Origin of the sequence: Acidovorax sp. Root568 (assembly GCF_001427445.1) — a bacterium.
Taxonomy (GTDB): Bacteria; Pseudomonadota; Gammaproteobacteria; order Burkholderiales; family Burkholderiaceae_C; genus Acidovorax; species Acidovorax delafieldii.
This window is the reverse complement of record NZ_LMGP01000018.1, coordinates 97,215-114,831: the sequence shown is the minus strand read 5'-3', so window position 1 is coordinate 114,831 and position 17,617 is coordinate 97,215. Positions and strand designations below refer to the sequence as shown.

Here is a 17,617-nt window from a genome sequence, read left to right as displayed (position 1 = left end):
TGACGTTGAAAGAGATTGCTTTTCTTACTTGGGTGGGGGCAGCGTGGGGTCCGCTGGAGCCACCACACCCATGGAGACGATGTACTTGAGGGCGCTGTCCACACTCATTTCGAGCTCGACGCAGTCGCTCTTGCGCACCATCACAAAATACCCCCCCGTGGGGTTGGGGGTGGTGGGCACGTACACGCTGACGAACTCGTCGCGCAGGTACGCAGCCACTTCACCATTGGGGGCGCCGGTGACGAACGCCACGGTCCATACCCCTTCGCGGGGCCACTGCACGAGCACGGCCTTGCGAAAGGCATTGCCGCTCTCGGAGAACAGCGTGTCCGACACCTGCTTGACGCTGGAGTAGATAGAGCGCACCACCGGAATGCGGTGCACCAGCGCATCGCCCCACTGCACAAGCTTGCGGCCTGCAAAGTTGCTGGCAATGGCGCCCACCACGAGCAAGATGGCCAGCGTGAGGACCACACCAAAGCCCGGGACATGCACTCCGAGCAGCTTGTCGGGCTGCCACGCGCCGGGCAGGATCTGCAGGGTCTGGTCGAGCGTGCTCACAATCCAGTTGAGCACCCAGGCCGTGATGACACCGGGCACGATGACCAGAAGGCCTGTCAACAGCCATTTGCGCAGGGCAGCCATGCAGGTCCTCAGCTCGAAGAGGAAGAAGTGCCACTGGTACCAGTGGTACCGGTAGCGCCAGCAGTGCTTGTGCTGGCCGCTTCCTTTTTAGGAGCATCACTGCCACTGGCAGGTGCCGCTGATTCTGTTTTGGACTCCGACTTGGCCTCGGTGGCCGGGGCGGAATTGCCACCGTTTCCGCCACGGAAATCGGTCACGTACCAGCCCGAGCCCTTGAGCTGAAAACCTGCGGCAGTGACCTGCTTGGAGAAGGCTTCGGCGCCGCAGGCGGGGCACACCGTCAGGGGTGCGTCGGAGATTTTTTGCAGCACATCCTTGGCATGGCCACAGGAGCCGCATTTGTAGGCGTAAATAGGCATGTCAGTGTGTTGAGGGAAAGTGCAAAACCCTCAATTATAGGCGGCATGCCCCTTGACCCCCGCGTTACTCGACCCCAACCATCTTGTGGTGGGAGGCATGGCTGTTGCGGATGGCCTGTGGCCCGAGGGAGCCGATCAGCATGCCCGCCAGCGCGGCCAGCAAACCCGCCAGCTGCGCAGGAAAGATTGCCCCCGCCGGAGTGGACAGGAACAGCAGCCAGGTCACCAGGCCCAGCACGATGGCAAAGATGGCGCCCTGCGTGGTGGCACGCTTCCAGTACAGGCCGAACACCAGTGGCACAAACGCTCCCACCAGCGGCACCTGGTAGGCACCCGACACCAGCTCATAGATGGAAGTACCCTGCATGTAGATGGCATAGGCCAACACGCAGGCGCTGAAAACGAGCGTGGTGATGCGCATGGTGCGCAGATGCTGCTTGTCCGAGCTGTGCGGGCGGAACTGGCGCCAGATGTTTTCGGTGAAAGTGACGCTGGGCGCCAGCAGCGTGGCGGAGGCCGTGGACTTGAGCGCCGACAGCAGGGCCCCAAAGAACAGCACCTGCATCACAAAAGGCATCTTCTCCAGCACCAGCGTGGGCAGCACCTTTTGCGGGTCGTCCTTGAGCAGCGCAGCCGTTTCCGTGGGCATGATGATGAGCGCGCTGGCCACCAGGAACATGGGCACAAAGGCGAACAGGATGTAGCAGATGCCACCGATCACGGGACCGCGCGTGGCGGCCTGGATGTTGTTGGCCGACATCACACGCTGAAAGACGTCCTGCTGCGGGATGGAGCCGAACATCATGGTCACGCCCGCGGCGATGAAGAACACCACGTCATGGAACTTGGGCTCAGGCAGGAACCGGAACAGCTCACGACTGGACGCGAACTCGATCACCTTGTCGGCCCCCCCGGCCATGTTGCCCGCAAACACGGCAATGACGGCCAGGCCCACCACCAGGATGATCATCTGGATGAAATCGGTGACCGCCACCGACCACATGCCGCCGAACAGCGTGTACGCCAGGATGGAGACCACACCAATTGTCATGCCCACCGGAATGCTGATGGCACCGCCAGACAGCAGGTTGAACACCAGGCCCAGCGCTGTGACCTGGGCAGAAACCCAGCCCAGGTAGCTCAACATGATGATCAGCGAGCAGACGATTTCCACCGTGCGGCCATAGCGTTCGCGGTAATAGTCGCTGATGGTGAGCAGCGTCATGCGGTACAGCTTGCCGGCAAAGAACAGGCCGACCAGGATCAGGCAGAAGCCCGCGCCGAATGGGTCTTCCACCACATTGCCCAGACCGCCCTCGATGAACTTGGCGGGAATGCCCAGCACGGTCTCCGACCCAAACCAGGTGGCAAACGTGGTGGTGATGATCATGTACAGCGGCAGGTGGCGCCCGGCAATGGCAAAGTCCGCAGCGTTCTTCACACGCCGGGCTGCCAGCAAGCCGATGCCGATGGTGATCAGCAGGTAAACGATAACCAGGGTCAGCAGCACAGCGCGCTCCTCTCTCTTTTTGTCTCGGTCGGTCCAGGGTGAAGAAATCCGACCTGCACCCCGGCGCTCCCCACACCGGGGCACCGGGCATGCAGATCGTCAGAAAAGCCGGATTCTGATCAGCAGTTGGATGAGCAGCAAGCCCAGCACAAACCCGACCCCAGCAAAAATGATGCCTTGCAGCAGCCGGTTGGTGCGTTTTTGCGCTTCCAGCAGTTCACGCAGTGCAGGCTCGTGGTCTGCCGGGCGCTGGCGCAGCGCGTCGTAGATGAGTCGTGGCAGCTCGGGCAGCAGCTTGGCATAGTGCGGCGCCTCGGCCCGCAGCTCGCGCCACAGGCGCTGGGGGCCCATCTGCTCCAGCATCCACTTTTCAAGGAAGGGCTTGGCCGTGCTCCAAAGGTCCAGGTCCGGGTCCAGCTCGCGGCCCAGGCCCTCGATGTTGAGCAGGGTCTTTTGCAGCAGCACCAGCTGGGGCTGAATCTCGACATGGAAGCGGCGCGAGGTCTGGAACAGCCGCATCAGCACCAGGCCCAGCGAGATTTCCTTGAGTGGGCGGTCAAAATATGGCTCGCACACGGCGCGGATGGCCGACTCGAGGTCATTGACCCGCGTTTCGGGCGGCACCCAGCCGCTTTCGATGTGCAGCTCTGCCACCCGCTTGTAGTCGCGCCGGAAGAACGCCACAAAGTTCTGCGCCAGGTATTCCTTGTCCACTTCGGTCAGCGTGCCCACGATGCCGAAGTCCAGCGAGATGTAGCGGCCGAACGTGGCAGGCTCCAGACTGACCTGGATGTTGCCCGGGTGCATATCGGCGTGAAAAAAACCGTCGCGAAACACCTGGGTGAAGAAGATGGTGACGCCGTCGCGCGCCAGCTTGGGGATGTCCACACCGGCCTCCCGCAGGCGGTCGATCTGGCTGATGGGCACACCGTTCATGCGCTGCATCACCATGACCTCGGGGTGGCAGAAGTCCCAGAAGATCTCGGGGATCAGCACCAGGTCCAGCCCGGTCATGTTGCGGCGCAGCTGCGCAGCGTTGGCAGCCTCGCGCACCAGGTCCAGTTCGTCGTGCAGGTAGTTGTCAAACTCTGCCACCACCTCACGGGGCTTCAGGCGCTTGCCATCGGCAGACAGGCTCTCCACCCATCCCGCCATCATGCGCATGAGGCTCAGGTCCTTCTCGATCACCGGCAGCATGCCAGGCCGCAGTACCTTGACGGCTACCTCGCGCTCAATGCCCTGGCGGTCGCGCAGCGTGGCGAAATGCACTTGAGCGATGGACGCGCTGGCCACCGGTGTGCGGTCGAAAGAGGTGAACACCTCGTCCACCGGACGACGGAAGGCACGCTCGATGGTGGCGATGGCGATGTCGGGGTCGAATGGCGGCACGCGGTCCTGCAGGCGGGCCAGTTCGTCGGCTATGTCGGGCGGAAGCAGGTCGCGGCGGGTGGACAGCACCTGGCCGAACTTGACGAAGATAGGTCCCAGGCTTTCCAGCGCCTCGCGCAGGCGTTGCCCACGCGGCGCATCCAGATTGCGCCCGATGGACACGATGCGCGAGATCATGCGCAGCCAGGGCTTTTGAAAGCTGTCGAGCAGCAAGCCATCCAGGCCGAACCGGAACACCACCCACAGGATGGCCGCCCCCCGCAAGAAGCGCTTCATGCGTCGGCCCGGTCCGAACCAGCCGAAGGTGACAGCGGCGCCGCCGCCGGAGCACGGGGCGCCACCGGTGCCGTCGCAACGACCACTGCAGAAGACGCCGCGCTTGCGGCTGCCATGCGCGAACCCACAAACTGACGCAGCGCCTGCGCAGCCCGGCTGGCGAACTGCGCCAGCGTATGCGCAGGGGCATCGCCAATCACGCGGGCCAGGTCTTCCTCCACATCCCAGCGCACATGGTCCACCAGCCAGTTGATCTCGGCCGCCAGTTGCACATCCCCTTCAATGCGGATGGAGGGCTTGTCGCCCCGCAACGCAGCCTGGGCCAGGGTGATGGGGGAGGTATCGGTCACTTCCAGCCGCAGGTCTGGCACCGCGGATTCGGGCGCCAGGTTGAACAGGCCCGCAGGGGTGATCACCAGCGACAGGGAATAGGCCCGCCACTGCACCCTGGCGATGCGGCCCTTTTGGCGCACCAGCCGGTCCGTGGCCTCTTTCTCCTGCATCAGCACATGGTTGAGAAACAGCACCAGGCGCTGCTGCACCTCGTGGACCAGCCATTGCGGGGGCTGCGGGCCGGCTGCCAGGCGCTCGAAGAGGCCGTCCAGAAAAGGAAAAGGGGACTGTGGTGTTGCCATAGTCCCCGATTATTCCCTGAACTGGAATGCCCCTGGCACGCAGGGGCCCCGTGGGCTGTGTTTACTGCAGGGCTTGCACGCCTGCCACCAGCCAGCCGGTGTTGCCCGCCTTGGGCTTGGTCATGTTCCAGACCTCACGGAAGGGGCTGGGCCCGGCCGAGGGTTCTTCGCGGATCATGCCCGAGAACTCGACGCTGGCCATGTAGCCGTCGCCCAGGTCTTCGATGCCCAGCAGCTGCGCTTCGATCATGACCACATCGGTGTGATTGGGCTGCGTGCCCCGGTGGGCTTCGCGCTCGGTCAGTTGGGTGCGGATCTCATCGAGCATGTTGTCCGTCATCATGGACCGCAGGGTGGCGATGTCCGAGCGGTCCCACGCGCCCTGCAAGGTCACGAAGTTGCGCTTGGCGGCCGCCAGGAAACCCTCGGTGTCGAAATCGGCGGGCACACCCCAGTTCTGCGAACCCGACAGGCCCGAACCGATCACCACACCCGAACCCACGCCACCCTGCCCGGCACGCGAGGCATCAAATGCCATGCTGCTGCGCTCCCAGGGGCGGGCCGATGCGTCGTTGCCCACGTTGTTGGGGCTGTACTGCGGCGGCACCTGGGCAGCAGCGGGCGTTGCAGCCCCTGCGCCCTGAAAGGCGAACGGAGCACCACCTGCAGCATTGCCCGAGACATTGCTACCGCCGTTGCGCGACCGCATGACCATCTTGAAGATGGCAAACGCCGCCAGCGCCAGCAGCGCAATCATCAGGATGTTGCCAAAGCCCGCACCCAGGCCCAGCGAGTGCGCCAGCCAGGCCAAGCCCAGACCCGCCGCCAGGCCGCCCAACATGGCACCCCAGGGCTTCTTGGCCGGCGCGGCCGGAGCCGCTGCCGGCGTGGCGGTAGCAGGCTTGGCTGCCGCAGCCGTGTTGGTCGCGCTTTGTGCCGGTGCGCCCGGCGTGGCGGGCGGCGTGGCCGACTCGCGCTGCGTCACATTGCTGGACTGCTTGCCCACCGATTTGCCACCACCCAGTCGCCGCGCGGCGTCGGCATCGGCGTGCGCAAACGCCAGCATCGCGACCAACACCACAGACCACAGTTTCATCATGACTTCTCCGTCTCCGTTATCGACCGAGCAAACCGCTCAGCACTTGATTCCAACATGGAGGGCCACAATGCCCCCCGTCATGTTGTGATAGTCCACATGCCCAAAACCATTTTTCTGCATGAGGCTTTTGAGTTCTTCCTGCCCCGGGTGCATGCGGATGGACTCCGCCAGATACCGGTAGCTCGCGTCGTCGCCCGCTACCAGCTTGCCCAGCTGGGGCAGCACCTTGAACGAGTACCAGTCGTACACCTTAGTGAGCGGCTGTGCCACTTTGGAAAACTCCAGCACCAGCAGCTTGCCGCCGGGCCTGAGCACACGGCACATTTCGGCAATGGCCTGGTCCTTGTGGGTCATGTTGCGCAAGCCAAAAGCCACGCTCACCACGTCGAAATGCGCGTCGGGGAACGGCAGCTTTTCAGCGTCGCAGACCAGCGTAGGCAGCACCACGCCCTCGTTGATGAGACGGTCACGGCCCACACGCAGCATGGCCTCGTTGATGTCGGTGTGCACCACACGGCCCGATGCCCCCACCTTCTTGGAAAACGCCAGTGCTAGGTCACCGGTGCCCCCCGCAATGTCCAGCACCTGGCTGCCTTCGCGCAGGTTGGCCACCATCACGGTGTAGGCCTTCCAGGCACGGTGCAGGCCCGCCGACATGAGGTCGTTCATCACGTCGTACTTGGATGCCACGGAGTCAAACACACCGCGCACACGGCGTGCCTTTTCCTGCTCGTCCACCGACTGAAAACCGAAATGCGTGGTGCTCATAAGAATCATGCTAGGCGCGTGAACGCCAGAGGTACAGCGACAACCCCGCACTGAATTGGGGCATCTGTCGCAATTTGGAGAACACTATTGAAACAAAAACAGCCGCTAGCGCAAGCAAATATTGCGCTGATAGCTATATTTTCAATAGCACCTTGCCGCACAGGGACTTGTGCGGCTTTTGGCGGCGGGCCCCTGAACAGGCCTGCCGAGGGCGTCAGTGACTGCCGCAGGCGTGGCCCCCTGCACCACCCTTGGGCGCCATGGGTGCATCACGGTCGGCCCCCGCCGCAGCCAGCCGCTCGGTGTACTGGGCCCACAGTGCGTCCTGCTTCTGGCCCAGCTCGTAGAGATAGTCCCAGGTGAAGATGCCGCTGTCGTGGCCGTCGGAGAACGTGGGCTTGACCGCGTAGTTGCCCACAGGCTCCAGGTTGATGAGCGCCACATTTCGCTTGCCCGTCTGCAGCACCTCCTGCCCCGGGCCGTGGCCTTGCACCTCGGCCGAGGGCGAGTACACACGCATCAGCTCGAACGGGATGCGGAACGTGGCGCCATCCGAAAAACCCACCTCCAGCACGCGCGACTGTTCATGCACCGTCAGGGCTTGCGGCGCGGGAGCGCCCGCTTTCAAACCTGCCATGGAATCACCTTGAGAAAACTGTTGTCAGGAACGACGGCTGCCATTGTCCCACCCGCCCAGGCACACGCTGCCAGCAAGGTTACCGGGCGGCCCACAGCGCCAGCTGGGACTGCAGCTGCGCTTCCAGCGAGGGCAACAAGGCCCGCACGGCGGCCTCTTGCGCTGCGGGGCTCGGCCGCTGTGCCGCGGCCCATACGGGCGATGGAAAGTGACTGTCCCAGTCAAACCGCGCAATCACATGCCAGTGCAGGTGCGGCACCATGTTGCCCAGCGCTGCGATGTTGACTTTGGTGGGCGACAGGTGCTGGCGCAGCGCCTGCTCCACCAGGGTCACGGCTTCCATGCAATGCGCACGGTCAGCGGCGGCCAGGTCCGAGAACTCGGCCACATGCGCGTTCCAGATCACGCGGTAAAAGGCGGGAAACCCCGCCTCCTGCGCACGGATGACACGCAGGCGCTCGCCACGCCAGACCAATGCGCCGCCGTCTTCAGCGCACAAGGGGCAGGTCATCAGACCAGCACCCGCTCAATGCCGCCGTTGTTGGCACGGTGTACGTACTCGGGCATCCAGTTCTCGCCCAGGATCTCGCGCGCCATCTCGACCACGATGTAGTCGGCCTCGAGCAAGCCGTTGTTCAAGTCGCCTTCGTAGCGGTTCAGGCCCTGCAGGCAGCTGGGGCAGCTGGTGAGGATCTTCACGTTGTCCCGCGCGCCGACAGCACCGCTGGCACGCAGCTGGGCTTCGCCCTTCTTGATCTCTTCTTCCTTGCGGAAGCGCACCTGCGTGGACACGTCGGGCCGGGTCACACCCAGCGTGCCCGACTCGCCGCAGCAACGCTCGCTCTTCAAGACCTGCTCGCCCACCAGCGCCTTCACGGTCTTCATCGAGTCCTGCAGCTTCATGGGGTTGTGGCAGGGCTCGTGGTACAGGTAGGCGCCCTTGCCTTGCAGCTGAATGCCCTTTTCCAGCAGGTACTCGTGGATGTCGATGATGCGGCTGCCCGGGAAGATCTTGTCAAACTCGTAGCCCTGCAGCTGGTCGTAGCAGGTGCCGCAGCTCACCACCACGGTCTTGATATCGAGGTAGTTGAGCGTGTTGGCCACGCGGTGAAAGAGCACGCGGTTGTCCGTGATCATCTTTTCGGCCTTGTCGAACTGGCCCGACCCGCGCTGGGGGTAGCCGCAGCACAGGTACCCAGGCGGCAGCACCGTCTGCACGCCCGCGTGCCACAGCATGGCCTGGGTCGCCAAACCGACCTGCGAGAACAAGCGCTCCGACCCGCAGCCAGGGAAGTAGAACACCGCCTCCGTCTCGGCCGTGGTGGCCTGCGGGTTGCGGATGATCGGCACGTAGTCCTTGTCCTCGATGTCGAGCAGCGCGCGCGCCGTCTTCTTTGGCAGGCCGCCCGGCAGCTTCTTGTTGATGAAGTGAATCACCTGCTCCTTGATCGGAGCCGTGCCCACCGTCGCGGGCGGCTTGGCCGTCTGCTTGCGGCCCACCTTGCGCAGCAGGTCCACGGCCATGCGCTGGGCCTTGAAACCCACGTCCACCATGGCCGAGCGCATCAGCTTGATGGTGTCCGGGTTGGTGGCGTTGAGCATGGTCATGGCCAATGCATTGCCGGGGCGGAAGGTCTTCTTGCCCATCTTGCGCAGCAGGTTGCGCATGTTCATGGTGACGTCGCCGAAGTCGATCTTCACCGGGCAAGGGCTCTCGCATTTGTGGCACACCGTGCAGTGGTCCGCCACGTCCTCAAACTCCTGCCAGTGCTTGATGCTCACGCCCCGGCGGGTCTGCTCTTCGTACAGGAACGCCTCGACCAGCAGCGAGGTGGCCAGGATCTTGTTGCGTGGGCTGTACAGCAGGTTGGCGCGTGGCACGTGCGTGGAGCACACGGGCTTGCACTTGCCGCAGCGCAGGCAGTCCTTGACCGAATCGGCAATGGCGCCGATATCGCTCTGCTGCATGATCAGCGACTCATGCCCCATCAGGCCGAAGCTGGGTGTGTAGGCGTTGGTCAAATCGGCATGCAGCTCCGGTTTTGAAGCCAAATCGGCACCAAGCGCTGGTTGAATATGCCCTGAATGCTCCTGATTTCGGAGCAACTTACCCTTGTTGAAGCGGCCTTCCGGGTCCACCTTGCGCTTGTACTCGGCAAAGGGGCGCAGCTCTTCGTCGGTCAAAAACTCCAGCTTGGTGATGCCAATGCCGTGTTCGCCCGAGATCACGCCGTTCAAGCTGCGCGCCAGCACCATGATGCGCGCCACGGCCTCGTGGGCCGTTTGCAGCATCTCGTAGTCGTCGCTGTTGACCGGGATGTTGGTGTGCACATTGCCGTCGCCCGCATGCATGTGCAGCGCCACCCACACGCGGCCCTTGAGCACGCGCTTGTGGATGGCCACGGCCTCGTCCAGGATGGGCTTGAACGCCGCGCCAGTGAAGATGCCTTGCAGCGGCGCCCGCAGCTGGGTCTTCCAGCTGGCGCGCAGGGTGTGGTCCTGCAGTTGGGGGAACAGCGTTTCCACATCGTGCAGCCAGCCCTGCCACAGGGCGCGCACCTCTTCCACCAGGGCGATGGCCTGGGCCACGCGGTCTTGCAGCAGTTCGGGCGAGGGCACTTCGTCGTCGGCGTCGTGCTTGCCCAGGGGCAGGTTGCCACGCTCGAAGAACTCGGTCAGCGCGTCGCACAGCTTGAGCTTGTTGCGCAGGGATAGCTCGATGTTGATGCGCTCGATGCCGTCGGTGTACTCGGCCATGCGCGGCAGCGGGATCACCACGTCTTCGTTGATCTTGAATGCGTTGGTGTGGCGGCTGATGGCCGCCGTCTTCTTGCGGTCGGCCCAGAACTTCTTGCGCGCATCGGCCGTGATGGCCACAAAGCCTTCGCCGCTGCGGGTGTTGGCCAGGCGCACCACTTCGCTGGTCACGCGGGCCACGTCGTCGGCGTTGTCACCCGCGATGTCGCCAATCAGCACCATCTTGGGCAGGCCACCGTTGCCCTTCTTGCTCTTGGTGGCGTAACCCACGGCCTTCAGGTAGCGGTCGTCCAGGTGCTCCAGGCCCGCCAGTAGCACGCCACTGCGCTTTTGCTCGGCGAACATGAAGTCCTTGATCTCGACGATGCTGGGCACGGCGTCCTTGGCGTTGCCGAAGAACTCCAGGCATACGGTGCGCGTGTGCTCGGGCATGCGGTGCACCACCCAGCGCGCGCTGGTGATGAGGCCGTCGCAGCCTTCCTTCTGGATGCCGGGCAGTCCGGCGAGGAACTTGTCCGTAACGTCCTTGCCCAGGCCTTCCTTGCGGAAGGTGCGGCCGGGGATGGCCAGGCGCTCGGTGCGCACGGGCGTCTTGCCGTCGGCCTCGAAGTACTGCAGCTCGAAGGTGGCGGTTTCCACATCATGGATCTTGCCCATGTTGTGGTCCAGGCGGGTCACTTCGAGCCACTGGGCGTCGGGCGTGACCATGCGCCAGCTGGCCAGGTTGTCCAGCGCCGTGCCCCAGAGCACGGCCTTCTTGCCGCCCGCGTTCATGGCGATATTGCCGCCAATGCACGATGCCTCGGCGCTCGTCGGGTCCACCGCAAACACAAAGCCCGCGCGCTCGGCCGCATCGGCCACGCGCTGGGTGACCACGCCGGCTTCGGTCCACACCGTGCCCACCTCGCGGTCCATGCCCGGCAGGCGGCGCATTTCCACCTCGGTCATGGCTTCGAGCTTTTCGGTGTTGATGACCACGCTCTTCCACGTCAACGGAATGGCGCCGCCGGTGTAGCCGGTGCCGCCCCCGCGCGGGATGATGGTCAGGCCCAGTTCGATGCAGCCCTTCACCAGGCCCGCCATCTCGACCTCGGTGTCGGGGGTGAGCACGACGAACGGGTATTCGACGCGCCAGTCGGTCGCGTCGGTCACATGGCTCACGCGGGAGAGGCCGTCGAACTTGATGTTGTCCTTGGCCGTGAGGCGGCCCAGGGTTTTCTGGATCTGGCGGCGCAGTTGCGCGGCCTGCTCGAAAGTGGCGTTGAATTCGGCCACGGCGCGTCGCGCGGCGACGACCAGCTCACCGACGAGACGGTCGCGCTCGGCATCGTCTGCGGGGGTGCGGCGTTTTTCGATCTCGCCCAGGCGGTGCTGCAGGGCATCCACCAGCAGCTTGCGGCGCGAGGGGTTGTCCAGCAGGTCGTCCTGCAGGTAGGGGTTGCGCTGCACGACCCAGATATCGCCCAGCACCTCATACAGCATGCGGGCCGAACGGCCCGTACGGCGCTCTTTGCGCAGCTGGTCCAGCACCTCCCAGGATGAGGACCCCAGCAGCCGGATCACGATCTCCCGGTCGGAAAACGAGGTGTAGTTATAGGGAATTTCACGCAGTCGGGCAGGCTCGGCGGCCTGCGTCTGCAGGGCCGCCAACGCGATCGGTACATTCATGGGGGTCTACCTGGGGTGGGGGCGCGATTTTAAGCCACCGGCCTGCGGCTTGCCGGGCCGGGGCTGTCTGACAGAGCCGAAACCGGCCCCGCAACAGTGTCAGAACAGCACGCGGCTGCGCAGGGTGCCGCTGACCTGGGCCAGCTTGTCCAGCGCCAGGTCGGACGAGGCGGCGTCGATGTCGATGACCACGTAGCCGATCTTCTCGTTGGTCTGCAGGTATTGGGCCGAGATGTTGATCTGGTTGTCCGAGAAGATGCGGTTGATCTCCGACAGCACGCCCGGCACGTTGCGGTGGATGTGCAGCAGACGATGCTTGCCGGGGTGGGCGGGCAGCGCCACCTCGGGAAAGTTGACCGACGAGGTGCTGGTGCCGTTGTCGCTGTATTTCACCAACTTTTCCGCGACTTCCAGGCCAATGTTGGCCTGCGCCTCCATGGTGGAGCCGCCGATGTGGGGAGTCAGGATCACGTTGTCCAGCCCGCGCAGGGGCGATACAAACTCATCCTTGTTGGTGCGCGGCTCGACCGGGAACACGTCGATGGCGGCGCCCAGCAGCTTCTTGGCCTGGAGCGCTGCAGCCAGCGCTTCAATATCCACCACCGTGCCCCGCGCGGCGTTGATGAGGATGCCGCCCGGCTTCATGGCCGCAATTTCGGCGGCGCCGATCATGCCCTCGGTGGACGGCAGCTCGGGCACGTGCAGGCTCACGATGTCGCTCTGGCCCAGCAGATCGTGCAGGTGCTGCACCTGGCGGGCATTGCCCAGAGGCAGCTTGTTGACCACATCAAAGAAGGCCACGTGCATGCCCATGGCCTCGGCCAGCACCGACAGTTGGGTGCCGATGGAGCCGTAGCCCACGATGCCCAGGGTCTTGCCACGGATCTCATACGCGTTGTCTGCGCTCTTGAGCCAGCCGCCCCGGTGGGCCACCGCGTTTTTCTCGGGCACGCCGCGCAGCAGCAGGATGGCTTCGGCCAGGACCAGTTCGGCCACCGAGCGGGTGTTGGAGTACGGCGCGTTGAACACCGCAATGCCGCGCTCGCGCGCAGCGTTCAGGTCCACCTGGTTGGTGCCAATACAAAAGCAGCCCACAGCCACCAGCTTGTGGGCCTGGGCAAACACCTCTTCGGTGAGCTGGGTGCGCGAGCGAATGCCCACAAAATGCACATCGGCGATCTTGCGCTTCAGTTCCTCGTCCGGCAGCGCACCGGACACCGTCTCTATCTGCGTATAGCCTGCCGCCCGGATCACATCCACTGCGGAGGAGTGGATGCCTTCGAGCAGCAGAAACTTGATCTTGTTCTTGTCGAGCGAATTGGTGGCCATGGCGATGAAGGAGAAGGGATAGGAGAAGGAAACGTCCGGCGCGCGACGGCGCGAACGAACCGAGGGTGCCCACGCATGTGAACAGTCACCAGCATGGTGCATTGCACAAAACCTTGCAAGCCTCGGCAAATGCGCCACACCTTGTCACAAAAAGGTCACAATCGCACCCCTCACGGGTACCCCAAGGGGTTTCCCCGGTTGTTGCAGGGCGCGGGCTCATGCGACAACGACATATCAATGTCACAGAGGCTGCATAGCATCCGGCCCTTGTGCTTTTCGTCATCCTCGGAGGAAATATTCATGAAAACGAAGCTTCTGGCGGTCTGCGCTGCTGTTGCCATGTCGGTCTGCGCACCTGCGCAAGCACAGGCACCCATTGAGATCCAATGGTGGCACTCGATGAGTGCAGCGCTGGGCGACTGGGTCAATGACCTGGCCAAGCAATACAACGCCAGCCAATCCCAGTACAAGGTCGTGCCCACGTACAAGGGCCAGTATGACGAATCGATGACCGGCGCCATTGCCGCCTTCCGCGCTGGCAATGCCCCCCACATCCTGCAAGTGTTCGAAGTGGGCACCGCCACCATGATGGCCAGCAAGGGCGCCATCGTGCCTGCGGCCAAGGTGCTGAACGACGCGGGCTTCAAGTTTGAACCCACCGAGTATGTGTCCGCAGTGGCCGGCTACTACACCGCCCCCAACGGCCAGATGCTGAGCTACCCGCTCAACAGCTCGACCACGATCTTCTATTACAACAAGGACGCCTTCAAGAAGGCTGGTCTGGACGCCGACAAGCCGCCCAAGACCTGGCCCGAAGTGTTTGCCGCCGCTTCCAAGCTCAAGGCCAGCGGCCACAGCTGCCCGTTCACCACCAGCTGGGTGAGCTGGACGCAGCTGGAAAGCTTCTCGCTGTGGCACAACACCCTGTTCGCCTCCAAGAACAACGGCTTTGACGGCAACGACGCGCAACTGCAGATCAACACCCCGCTGCACGTGCGCCACTTCGAGAACCTGGCCAAGGCCTCCAAGGAAGGCAGCTTTGTCTACAAGGGCCGCAACAACACGGCCGATGCGTCCTTCCCCTCTGGTGAATGCGCCATGATCACCGGCTCGTCGGGCCTGTACGCCCGCGTGGCCAAGGAAGCAAAGTTTGCCTACGGCATCTCCACCCTGCCTTACTACCCCGATGTGAAGGGTGCCCCACAGAACACCGCCATCGGCGGCGCCAGCCTGTGGGTGATGGCCGGCAAGAAGCCCGAGGAATACAAGGGCGTGGCCAGCTTCCTGAACTTCCTGAACGACACCAAGGTGCAGGCTGCCAGCCACCAGCGCACGGGCTACCTGCCCGTGACCATGGGCGCCTACAAGCTCACCGAGGCGTCTGGCTTCTATGACAAGAACCCCGGCACCGACGTGGCCGTGACGCAGATGATCCGCAAGGCCACCGACAAGTCGCGTGGCATCCGCCTGGGCAACTTCGTGCAGATCCGCTCGATCATCGACGAGGAAACCGAACAGATCTGGTCGGGCAAGAAGTCGCCCAAGGAAGCCCTGGACACCGCCGTGACACGTGGCAACGAGCAGCTGGCCCGCTTCGCACGCGCCAACAAGTAAGCACGGTCCACCATCTGTCGATGCCACCTGGCCACCCGGCTGGGCGGCATCGAAAGCCCGCCGCCCCGTCAACCAACTTGGTTCACGGGGCGGCGGGGTTTTCTTTTTGAGAGTTTCGTCATGGAAAAACGCGTACTTTTCCGCTCTGCGTGGCTACCCTGGGTGCTTCTGGCCCCCCAGCTGGTCATCATCAGCGTGTTCTTCTTCTGGCCCGCAGGCCAGGCCCTGGTGCAGTCGTTCCAGATGCAGGACAGCTTTGGCATGTCCACCGAATGGGTGGGGCTGGACAACTTCAAGGCACTGTTTGAAGACCCGGGCTATCTCGCCTCGTTCAAGACCACGGCCTTCTTCTCGATCCTGGTGGCGGTGGTGGGCATCGGCCTGTCGCTGATCCTCGCGATCTTCGCCGACCGCATCATCAAGGGCGCCATCGTCTACAAGACCGCCCTGCTGCTGCCCTACGCCGTTGCCCCTGCGGTGGCAGGGGTGCTGTGGATGTTCATGTTCTCGCCCTCGCTGGGTGTGGTGGCCTACATGCTGCGCCAGTCGGGCTTTGACTGGAACCACATGCTCAACTCCGACCACGCGATGACGCTGATCGTGATTGCAGCGGTGTGGAAGCAGATCTCCTACAACTTCCTGTTTTTCCTCGCAGGTTTGCAGTCCATCCCCAAATCGCTGATCGAAGCCGCCGCCATCGACGGTGCGGGCCCCTGGCGCCGGTTCTGGAGCATTCAGTTCCCGCTGCTGTCGCCCACCACGTTCTTCCTGCTGGTGATCAACGTCGTGTACGCGTTCTTCGACACCTTTGCCATCGTGGACTCGACCACCCAGGGCGGTCCCGGGCGCGATACCTCCATCCTGGTCTACAAGGTCTACCACGATGGTTTCAAGGCCATGGACATGGGCGGCTCGGCCGCGCAATCGGTGGTGCTGATGGCCATCGTGGTGGTGCTCACCGTCATTCAGTTCCGCTACGTTGAGAAAAAGGTTCAATACTAAAAATGGTCGAACGCAGCCCCTATCTCACCGCGTTCTCGCACCTCATCATGGTGCTGGGCGTGATCATCGTCGGCTTCCCGCTGTACCTGGCCTTCGTGGCCTCCACCCACACGGCGCAGGACATTGTGCAGGTGCCCATGCCCATGGTGCCCGGCAGCAACTTCTGGCAGACCTACCACGACGCGCTGTTTGGCGGCGGCGCGGGTGCGGGCTCCACTGCGCCTGTCGCCCGCATGATGTGGGTAAGTTTTGTCACCGCCATGGTCATCACGGTGGGCAAGATCGCCATCTCGCTGCTGTCGGCGTTTGCCATCGTGTACTTCCGCTTCCCCTTCAAGGGCATCTGCTTCTGGCTGATCTTCATCACACTGATGCTGCCCGTGGAGGTGCGCATCGGGCCTACCTACCAGGTTGTATCCAACCTGGGCATGCTCAACACCTACGCGGGCCTCACGGTGCCGCTGATCGCCTCGGCCACCGCCACCTTCCTGTTCCGCCAGTTCTTCCTGACGGTGCCCGATGAGCTCGTGGAGGCCGCACGCGTGGACGGTGCCGGTCCGATGCGCTTTTTCAAGGACATCCTGGTGCCGCTGTCGCGCACTTCGGTTGCCGCACTGTTCGTGATCCAGTTCATCTACGGCTGGAACCAGTACCTGTGGCCACTCTTGGTGACCACGTCCGAAGACATGTACCCGGTGGTCATCGGCATCAAGCGCATGCTGGCCGGTGGCGACGCAGGCAACGAATGGAACATCGTGATGGCCACGGCCCTGCTGGCCATGCTGCCACCCGCCTTTGTGGTGGTGGTGATGCAGCGCTGGTTCGTCAAAGGCCTGGTGGATACCGAAAAATAAGACAAAACCCCTGCAAGCGCTTGTTCAATAAGCCCCTGTAGCTATCAAATTCATTGCACATATGGCATCCCTCTCTCTTCGCAACATCGTCAAGCGCTACGGCGTGGGCCCCAAGGCCAACCAGGTCATCCACGGCGTGAATGCCGAGATCAAGGACGGCGAGTTCGTCGTCATCGTTGGCCCCTCGGGCTGCGGCAAGTCCACCCTGCTGCGCATGGTGGCGGGCCTGGAAGAAATCTCCGGCGGCGAACTGCGCATTGGCGACCGTGTGGTCAACGACCTGGAACCCGCCCAGCGCGACATCGCGATGGTGTTCCAGAACTACGCGCTGTACCCGCACATGACGAACTTCGAGAACATGGCCTATGGCCTGAAGATCGCCAAGGTACCCAAGGAAGAGATCAAGGCGCGCGTCGACAAGGCCGCCAAGATCCTCGAACTGGGCCACCTGCTGGAGCGCAAGCCGCGCGAGCTGTCGGGCGGCCAGCGCCAGCGCGTGGCCATGGGCCGCGCCATCGTGCGCCAGCCCCAGGTGTTCCTGTTTGACGAGCCGCTGTCCAACCTGGACGCCAAGCTGCGCGCCCAGACCCGCCTCGAAATCCAGAAGCTGCACCGCGAACTGGGCATCACCAGCCTGTTCGTGACACACGACCAGGTCGAGGCCATGACGCTGGCCCAGCGCATGATCGTGATGAACGCAGGCAACATGGAGCAGTTCGGCACGCCCGAAGAGGTCTACCACACGCCCGCCTCCACCTTCGTGGCCAGTTTCATCGGCTCGCCGCCGATGAACCTGCTCAAAAACGCACCAGGCGCCAAACCGGGTACCATTCTGGGCATCCGCCCGGAGCATCTGGATGTGCGCAGCGAGGGTTGGGCCGTTACCGTCGAAACTGTGGAGTTGCTGGGTGCCGAGCGCCTGATCTACGGCCGCATCAACGGCGAACAGATCATCGTCCGGGTGGAAGAAGGCACCCACGCGCCGCAGCCGGATGCGGTGATCCACGTCGTGCCCCGTCCCGACCGCCTGCACGCTTTCGATGCCACCACCGGTAAGCGCATCCCCGACTGAGCC

At 63.5% G+C, this 17,617-nt stretch carries 15 protein-coding genes; 4 read left to right on the top strand and 11 right to left on the bottom strand.

Annotation, left to right across the window (positions count from 1 at the left end; genetic code table 11):
* Positions 1-24: 24 nt before the first annotated feature.
* From ASD75_RS18385 to serA, 11 genes are all read right to left on the bottom strand, one after another.
* Entirely contained in the window at positions 25-645 is a 621-nt protein-coding gene (locus ASD75_RS18385) for a DUF502 domain-containing protein (RefSeq protein ID WP_056747297.1), read from the bottom strand.
* An 8-nt stretch (positions 646-653) separates the two neighbouring features.
* On the bottom strand, positions 654-1,004 hold the full coding sequence (locus tag ASD75_RS18380) for an FmdB family zinc ribbon protein (RefSeq protein ID WP_056747296.1): 351 nt from the start codon (positions 1,002-1,004) through the stop codon (positions 654-656).
* 64 nt (positions 1,005-1,068) lie between these two features.
* The gene (locus tag ASD75_RS18375) at positions 1,069-2,514 is read right to left on the bottom strand and encodes a sodium:solute symporter family protein (RefSeq protein WP_056060397.1); all 1,446 of its coding nucleotides are present in this window, start codon (positions 2,512-2,514) and stop codon (positions 1,069-1,071) included.
* 99 nt (positions 2,515-2,613) lie between these two features.
* Positions 2,614-4,179 carry a ubiquinone biosynthesis regulatory protein kinase UbiB gene (gene ubiB, locus ASD75_RS18370; RefSeq protein WP_056747295.1) on the bottom strand — a complete coding sequence of 522 codons (1,566 nt, stop codon included), beginning with the start codon at positions 4,177-4,179 and terminating at the stop codon, positions 2,614-2,616.
* Positions 4,176-4,814 carry a hypothetical protein gene (locus ASD75_RS18365; protein ID WP_056747294.1) on the bottom strand — a complete coding sequence of 213 codons (639 nt, stop codon included), beginning with the start codon at positions 4,812-4,814 and terminating at the stop codon, positions 4,176-4,178. Before ASD75_RS18365 ends, ubiB begins: the two co-directional genes overlap by 4 nt.
* A gap of 61 nt (positions 4,815-4,875) precedes the next feature.
* Positions 4,876-5,913: a Tim44 domain-containing protein gene (locus ASD75_RS18360; protein ID WP_056747293.1), complete on the bottom strand. Its 1,038-nt coding sequence runs from the start codon at positions 5,911-5,913 to the stop codon at positions 4,876-4,878.
* Positions 5,914-5,949: 36 nt separating this feature from the next.
* The gene (gene ubiE, locus ASD75_RS18355; RefSeq protein WP_056747292.1) at positions 5,950-6,681 is read right to left on the bottom strand and encodes a bifunctional demethylmenaquinone methyltransferase/2-methoxy-6-polyprenyl-1,4-benzoquinol methylase UbiE; all 732 of its coding nucleotides are present in this window, start codon (positions 6,679-6,681) and stop codon (positions 5,950-5,952) included.
* A 214-nt stretch (positions 6,682-6,895) separates the two neighbouring features.
* Entirely contained in the window at positions 6,896-7,318 is a 423-nt protein-coding gene (locus ASD75_RS18350) for a gamma-butyrobetaine hydroxylase-like domain-containing protein (protein WP_056747291.1), read from the bottom strand.
* A gap of 79 nt (positions 7,319-7,397) precedes the next feature.
* A complete protein-coding gene (locus ASD75_RS18345; protein WP_056747290.1) occupies positions 7,398-7,829 on the bottom strand; it encodes an HIT family protein in 432 nt (143 codons plus the stop codon).
* Complete coding sequence (locus tag ASD75_RS18340; protein ID WP_056747289.1) at positions 7,829-11,743, bottom strand: FAD/FMN-binding oxidoreductase; 3,915 nt, start codon at positions 11,741-11,743, stop codon at positions 7,829-7,831. The genes ASD75_RS18345 and ASD75_RS18340 overlap by 1 nt, the downstream gene beginning before the upstream one ends.
* 99 nt (positions 11,744-11,842) lie before the next feature.
* The gene (gene serA / locus ASD75_RS18335; protein ID WP_056747288.1) at positions 11,843-13,072 is read right to left on the bottom strand and encodes a phosphoglycerate dehydrogenase; all 1,230 of its coding nucleotides are present in this window, start codon (positions 13,070-13,072) and stop codon (positions 11,843-11,845) included.
* Positions 13,073-13,372: 300 nt separating this feature from the next.
* Between serA and ugpB the strand changes: the two genes are divergently transcribed.
* The 4 genes from ugpB (at position 13,373) to ASD75_RS18315 (ending at position 17,614) form a co-directional block, all read left to right on the top strand.
* Positions 13,373-14,686: a sn-glycerol-3-phosphate ABC transporter substrate-binding protein UgpB gene (ugpB, locus tag ASD75_RS18330; protein ID WP_056060369.1), complete on the top strand. Its 1,314-nt coding sequence runs from the start codon at positions 13,373-13,375 to the stop codon at positions 14,684-14,686.
* 120 nt (positions 14,687-14,806) lie between these two features.
* Complete coding sequence (gene ugpA, locus ASD75_RS18325; protein WP_015012736.1) at positions 14,807-15,688, top strand: sn-glycerol-3-phosphate ABC transporter permease UgpA; 882 nt, start codon at positions 14,807-14,809, stop codon at positions 15,686-15,688.
* A 2-nt stretch (positions 15,689-15,690) separates the two neighbouring features.
* Positions 15,691-16,542, top strand: a complete 852-nt coding sequence (gene ugpE, locus ASD75_RS18320; RefSeq protein ID WP_056060366.1) for a sn-glycerol-3-phosphate ABC transporter permease UgpE — start codon at positions 15,691-15,693, stop codon at positions 16,540-16,542.
* A gap of 61 nt (positions 16,543-16,603) precedes the next feature.
* The gene (locus ASD75_RS18315) at positions 16,604-17,614 is read left to right on the top strand and encodes a sn-glycerol-3-phosphate import ATP-binding protein UgpC (protein ID WP_056747287.1); all 1,011 of its coding nucleotides are present in this window, start codon (positions 16,604-16,606) and stop codon (positions 17,612-17,614) included.
* Positions 17,615-17,617 lie beyond the last annotated feature (3 nt).

Bases quoted from the DNA above. Each gene is read 5' to 3' on its own strand.
- ASD75_RS18385 (WP_056747297.1), bottom strand. From the start codon at position 645: ATGGCTGCCCTGCGCAAATGGCTGTTGACAGGCCTTCTGGTCATCGTG.
- ASD75_RS18380 (WP_056747296.1), bottom strand. From the start codon at position 1,004: ATGCCTATTTACGCCTACAAATGCGGCTCCTGTGGCCATGCCAAGGAT.
- ubiB (WP_056747295.1), bottom strand. From the start codon at position 4,179: ATGAAGCGCTTCTTGCGGGGGGCGGCCATCCTGTGGGTGGTGTTCCGG.
- ASD75_RS18365 (WP_056747294.1), bottom strand. From the start codon at position 4,814: ATGGCAACACCACAGTCCCCTTTTCCTTTTCTGGACGGCCTCTTCGAG.
- ASD75_RS18360 (WP_056747293.1), bottom strand. From the start codon at position 5,913: ATGATGAAACTGTGGTCTGTGGTGTTGGTCGCGATGCTGGCGTTTGCG.
- ubiE (WP_056747292.1), bottom strand. From the start codon at position 6,681: ATGAGCACCACGCATTTCGGTTTTCAGTCGGTGGACGAGCAGGAAAAG.
- ASD75_RS18350 (WP_056747291.1), bottom strand. From the start codon at position 7,318: ATGGCAGGTTTGAAAGCGGGCGCTCCCGCGCCGCAAGCCCTGACGGTG.
- ASD75_RS18345 (WP_056747290.1), bottom strand. From the start codon at position 7,829: ATGACCTGCCCCTTGTGCGCTGAAGACGGCGGCGCATTGGTCTGGCGT.
- ASD75_RS18340 (WP_056747289.1), bottom strand. From the start codon at position 11,743: ATGAATGTACCGATCGCGTTGGCGGCCCTGCAGACGCAGGCCGCCGAG.
- serA (WP_056747288.1), bottom strand. From the start codon at position 13,072: ATGGCCACCAATTCGCTCGACAAGAACAAGATCAAGTTTCTGCTGCTC.
- ugpB (WP_056060369.1), top strand. From the start codon at position 13,373: ATGAAAACGAAGCTTCTGGCGGTCTGCGCTGCTGTTGCCATGTCGGTC.
- ugpA (WP_015012736.1), top strand. From the start codon at position 14,807: ATGGAAAAACGCGTACTTTTCCGCTCTGCGTGGCTACCCTGGGTGCTT.
- ugpE (WP_056060366.1), top strand. From the start codon at position 15,691: ATGGTCGAACGCAGCCCCTATCTCACCGCGTTCTCGCACCTCATCATG.
- ASD75_RS18315 (WP_056747287.1), top strand. From the start codon at position 16,604: ATGGCATCCCTCTCTCTTCGCAACATCGTCAAGCGCTACGGCGTGGGC.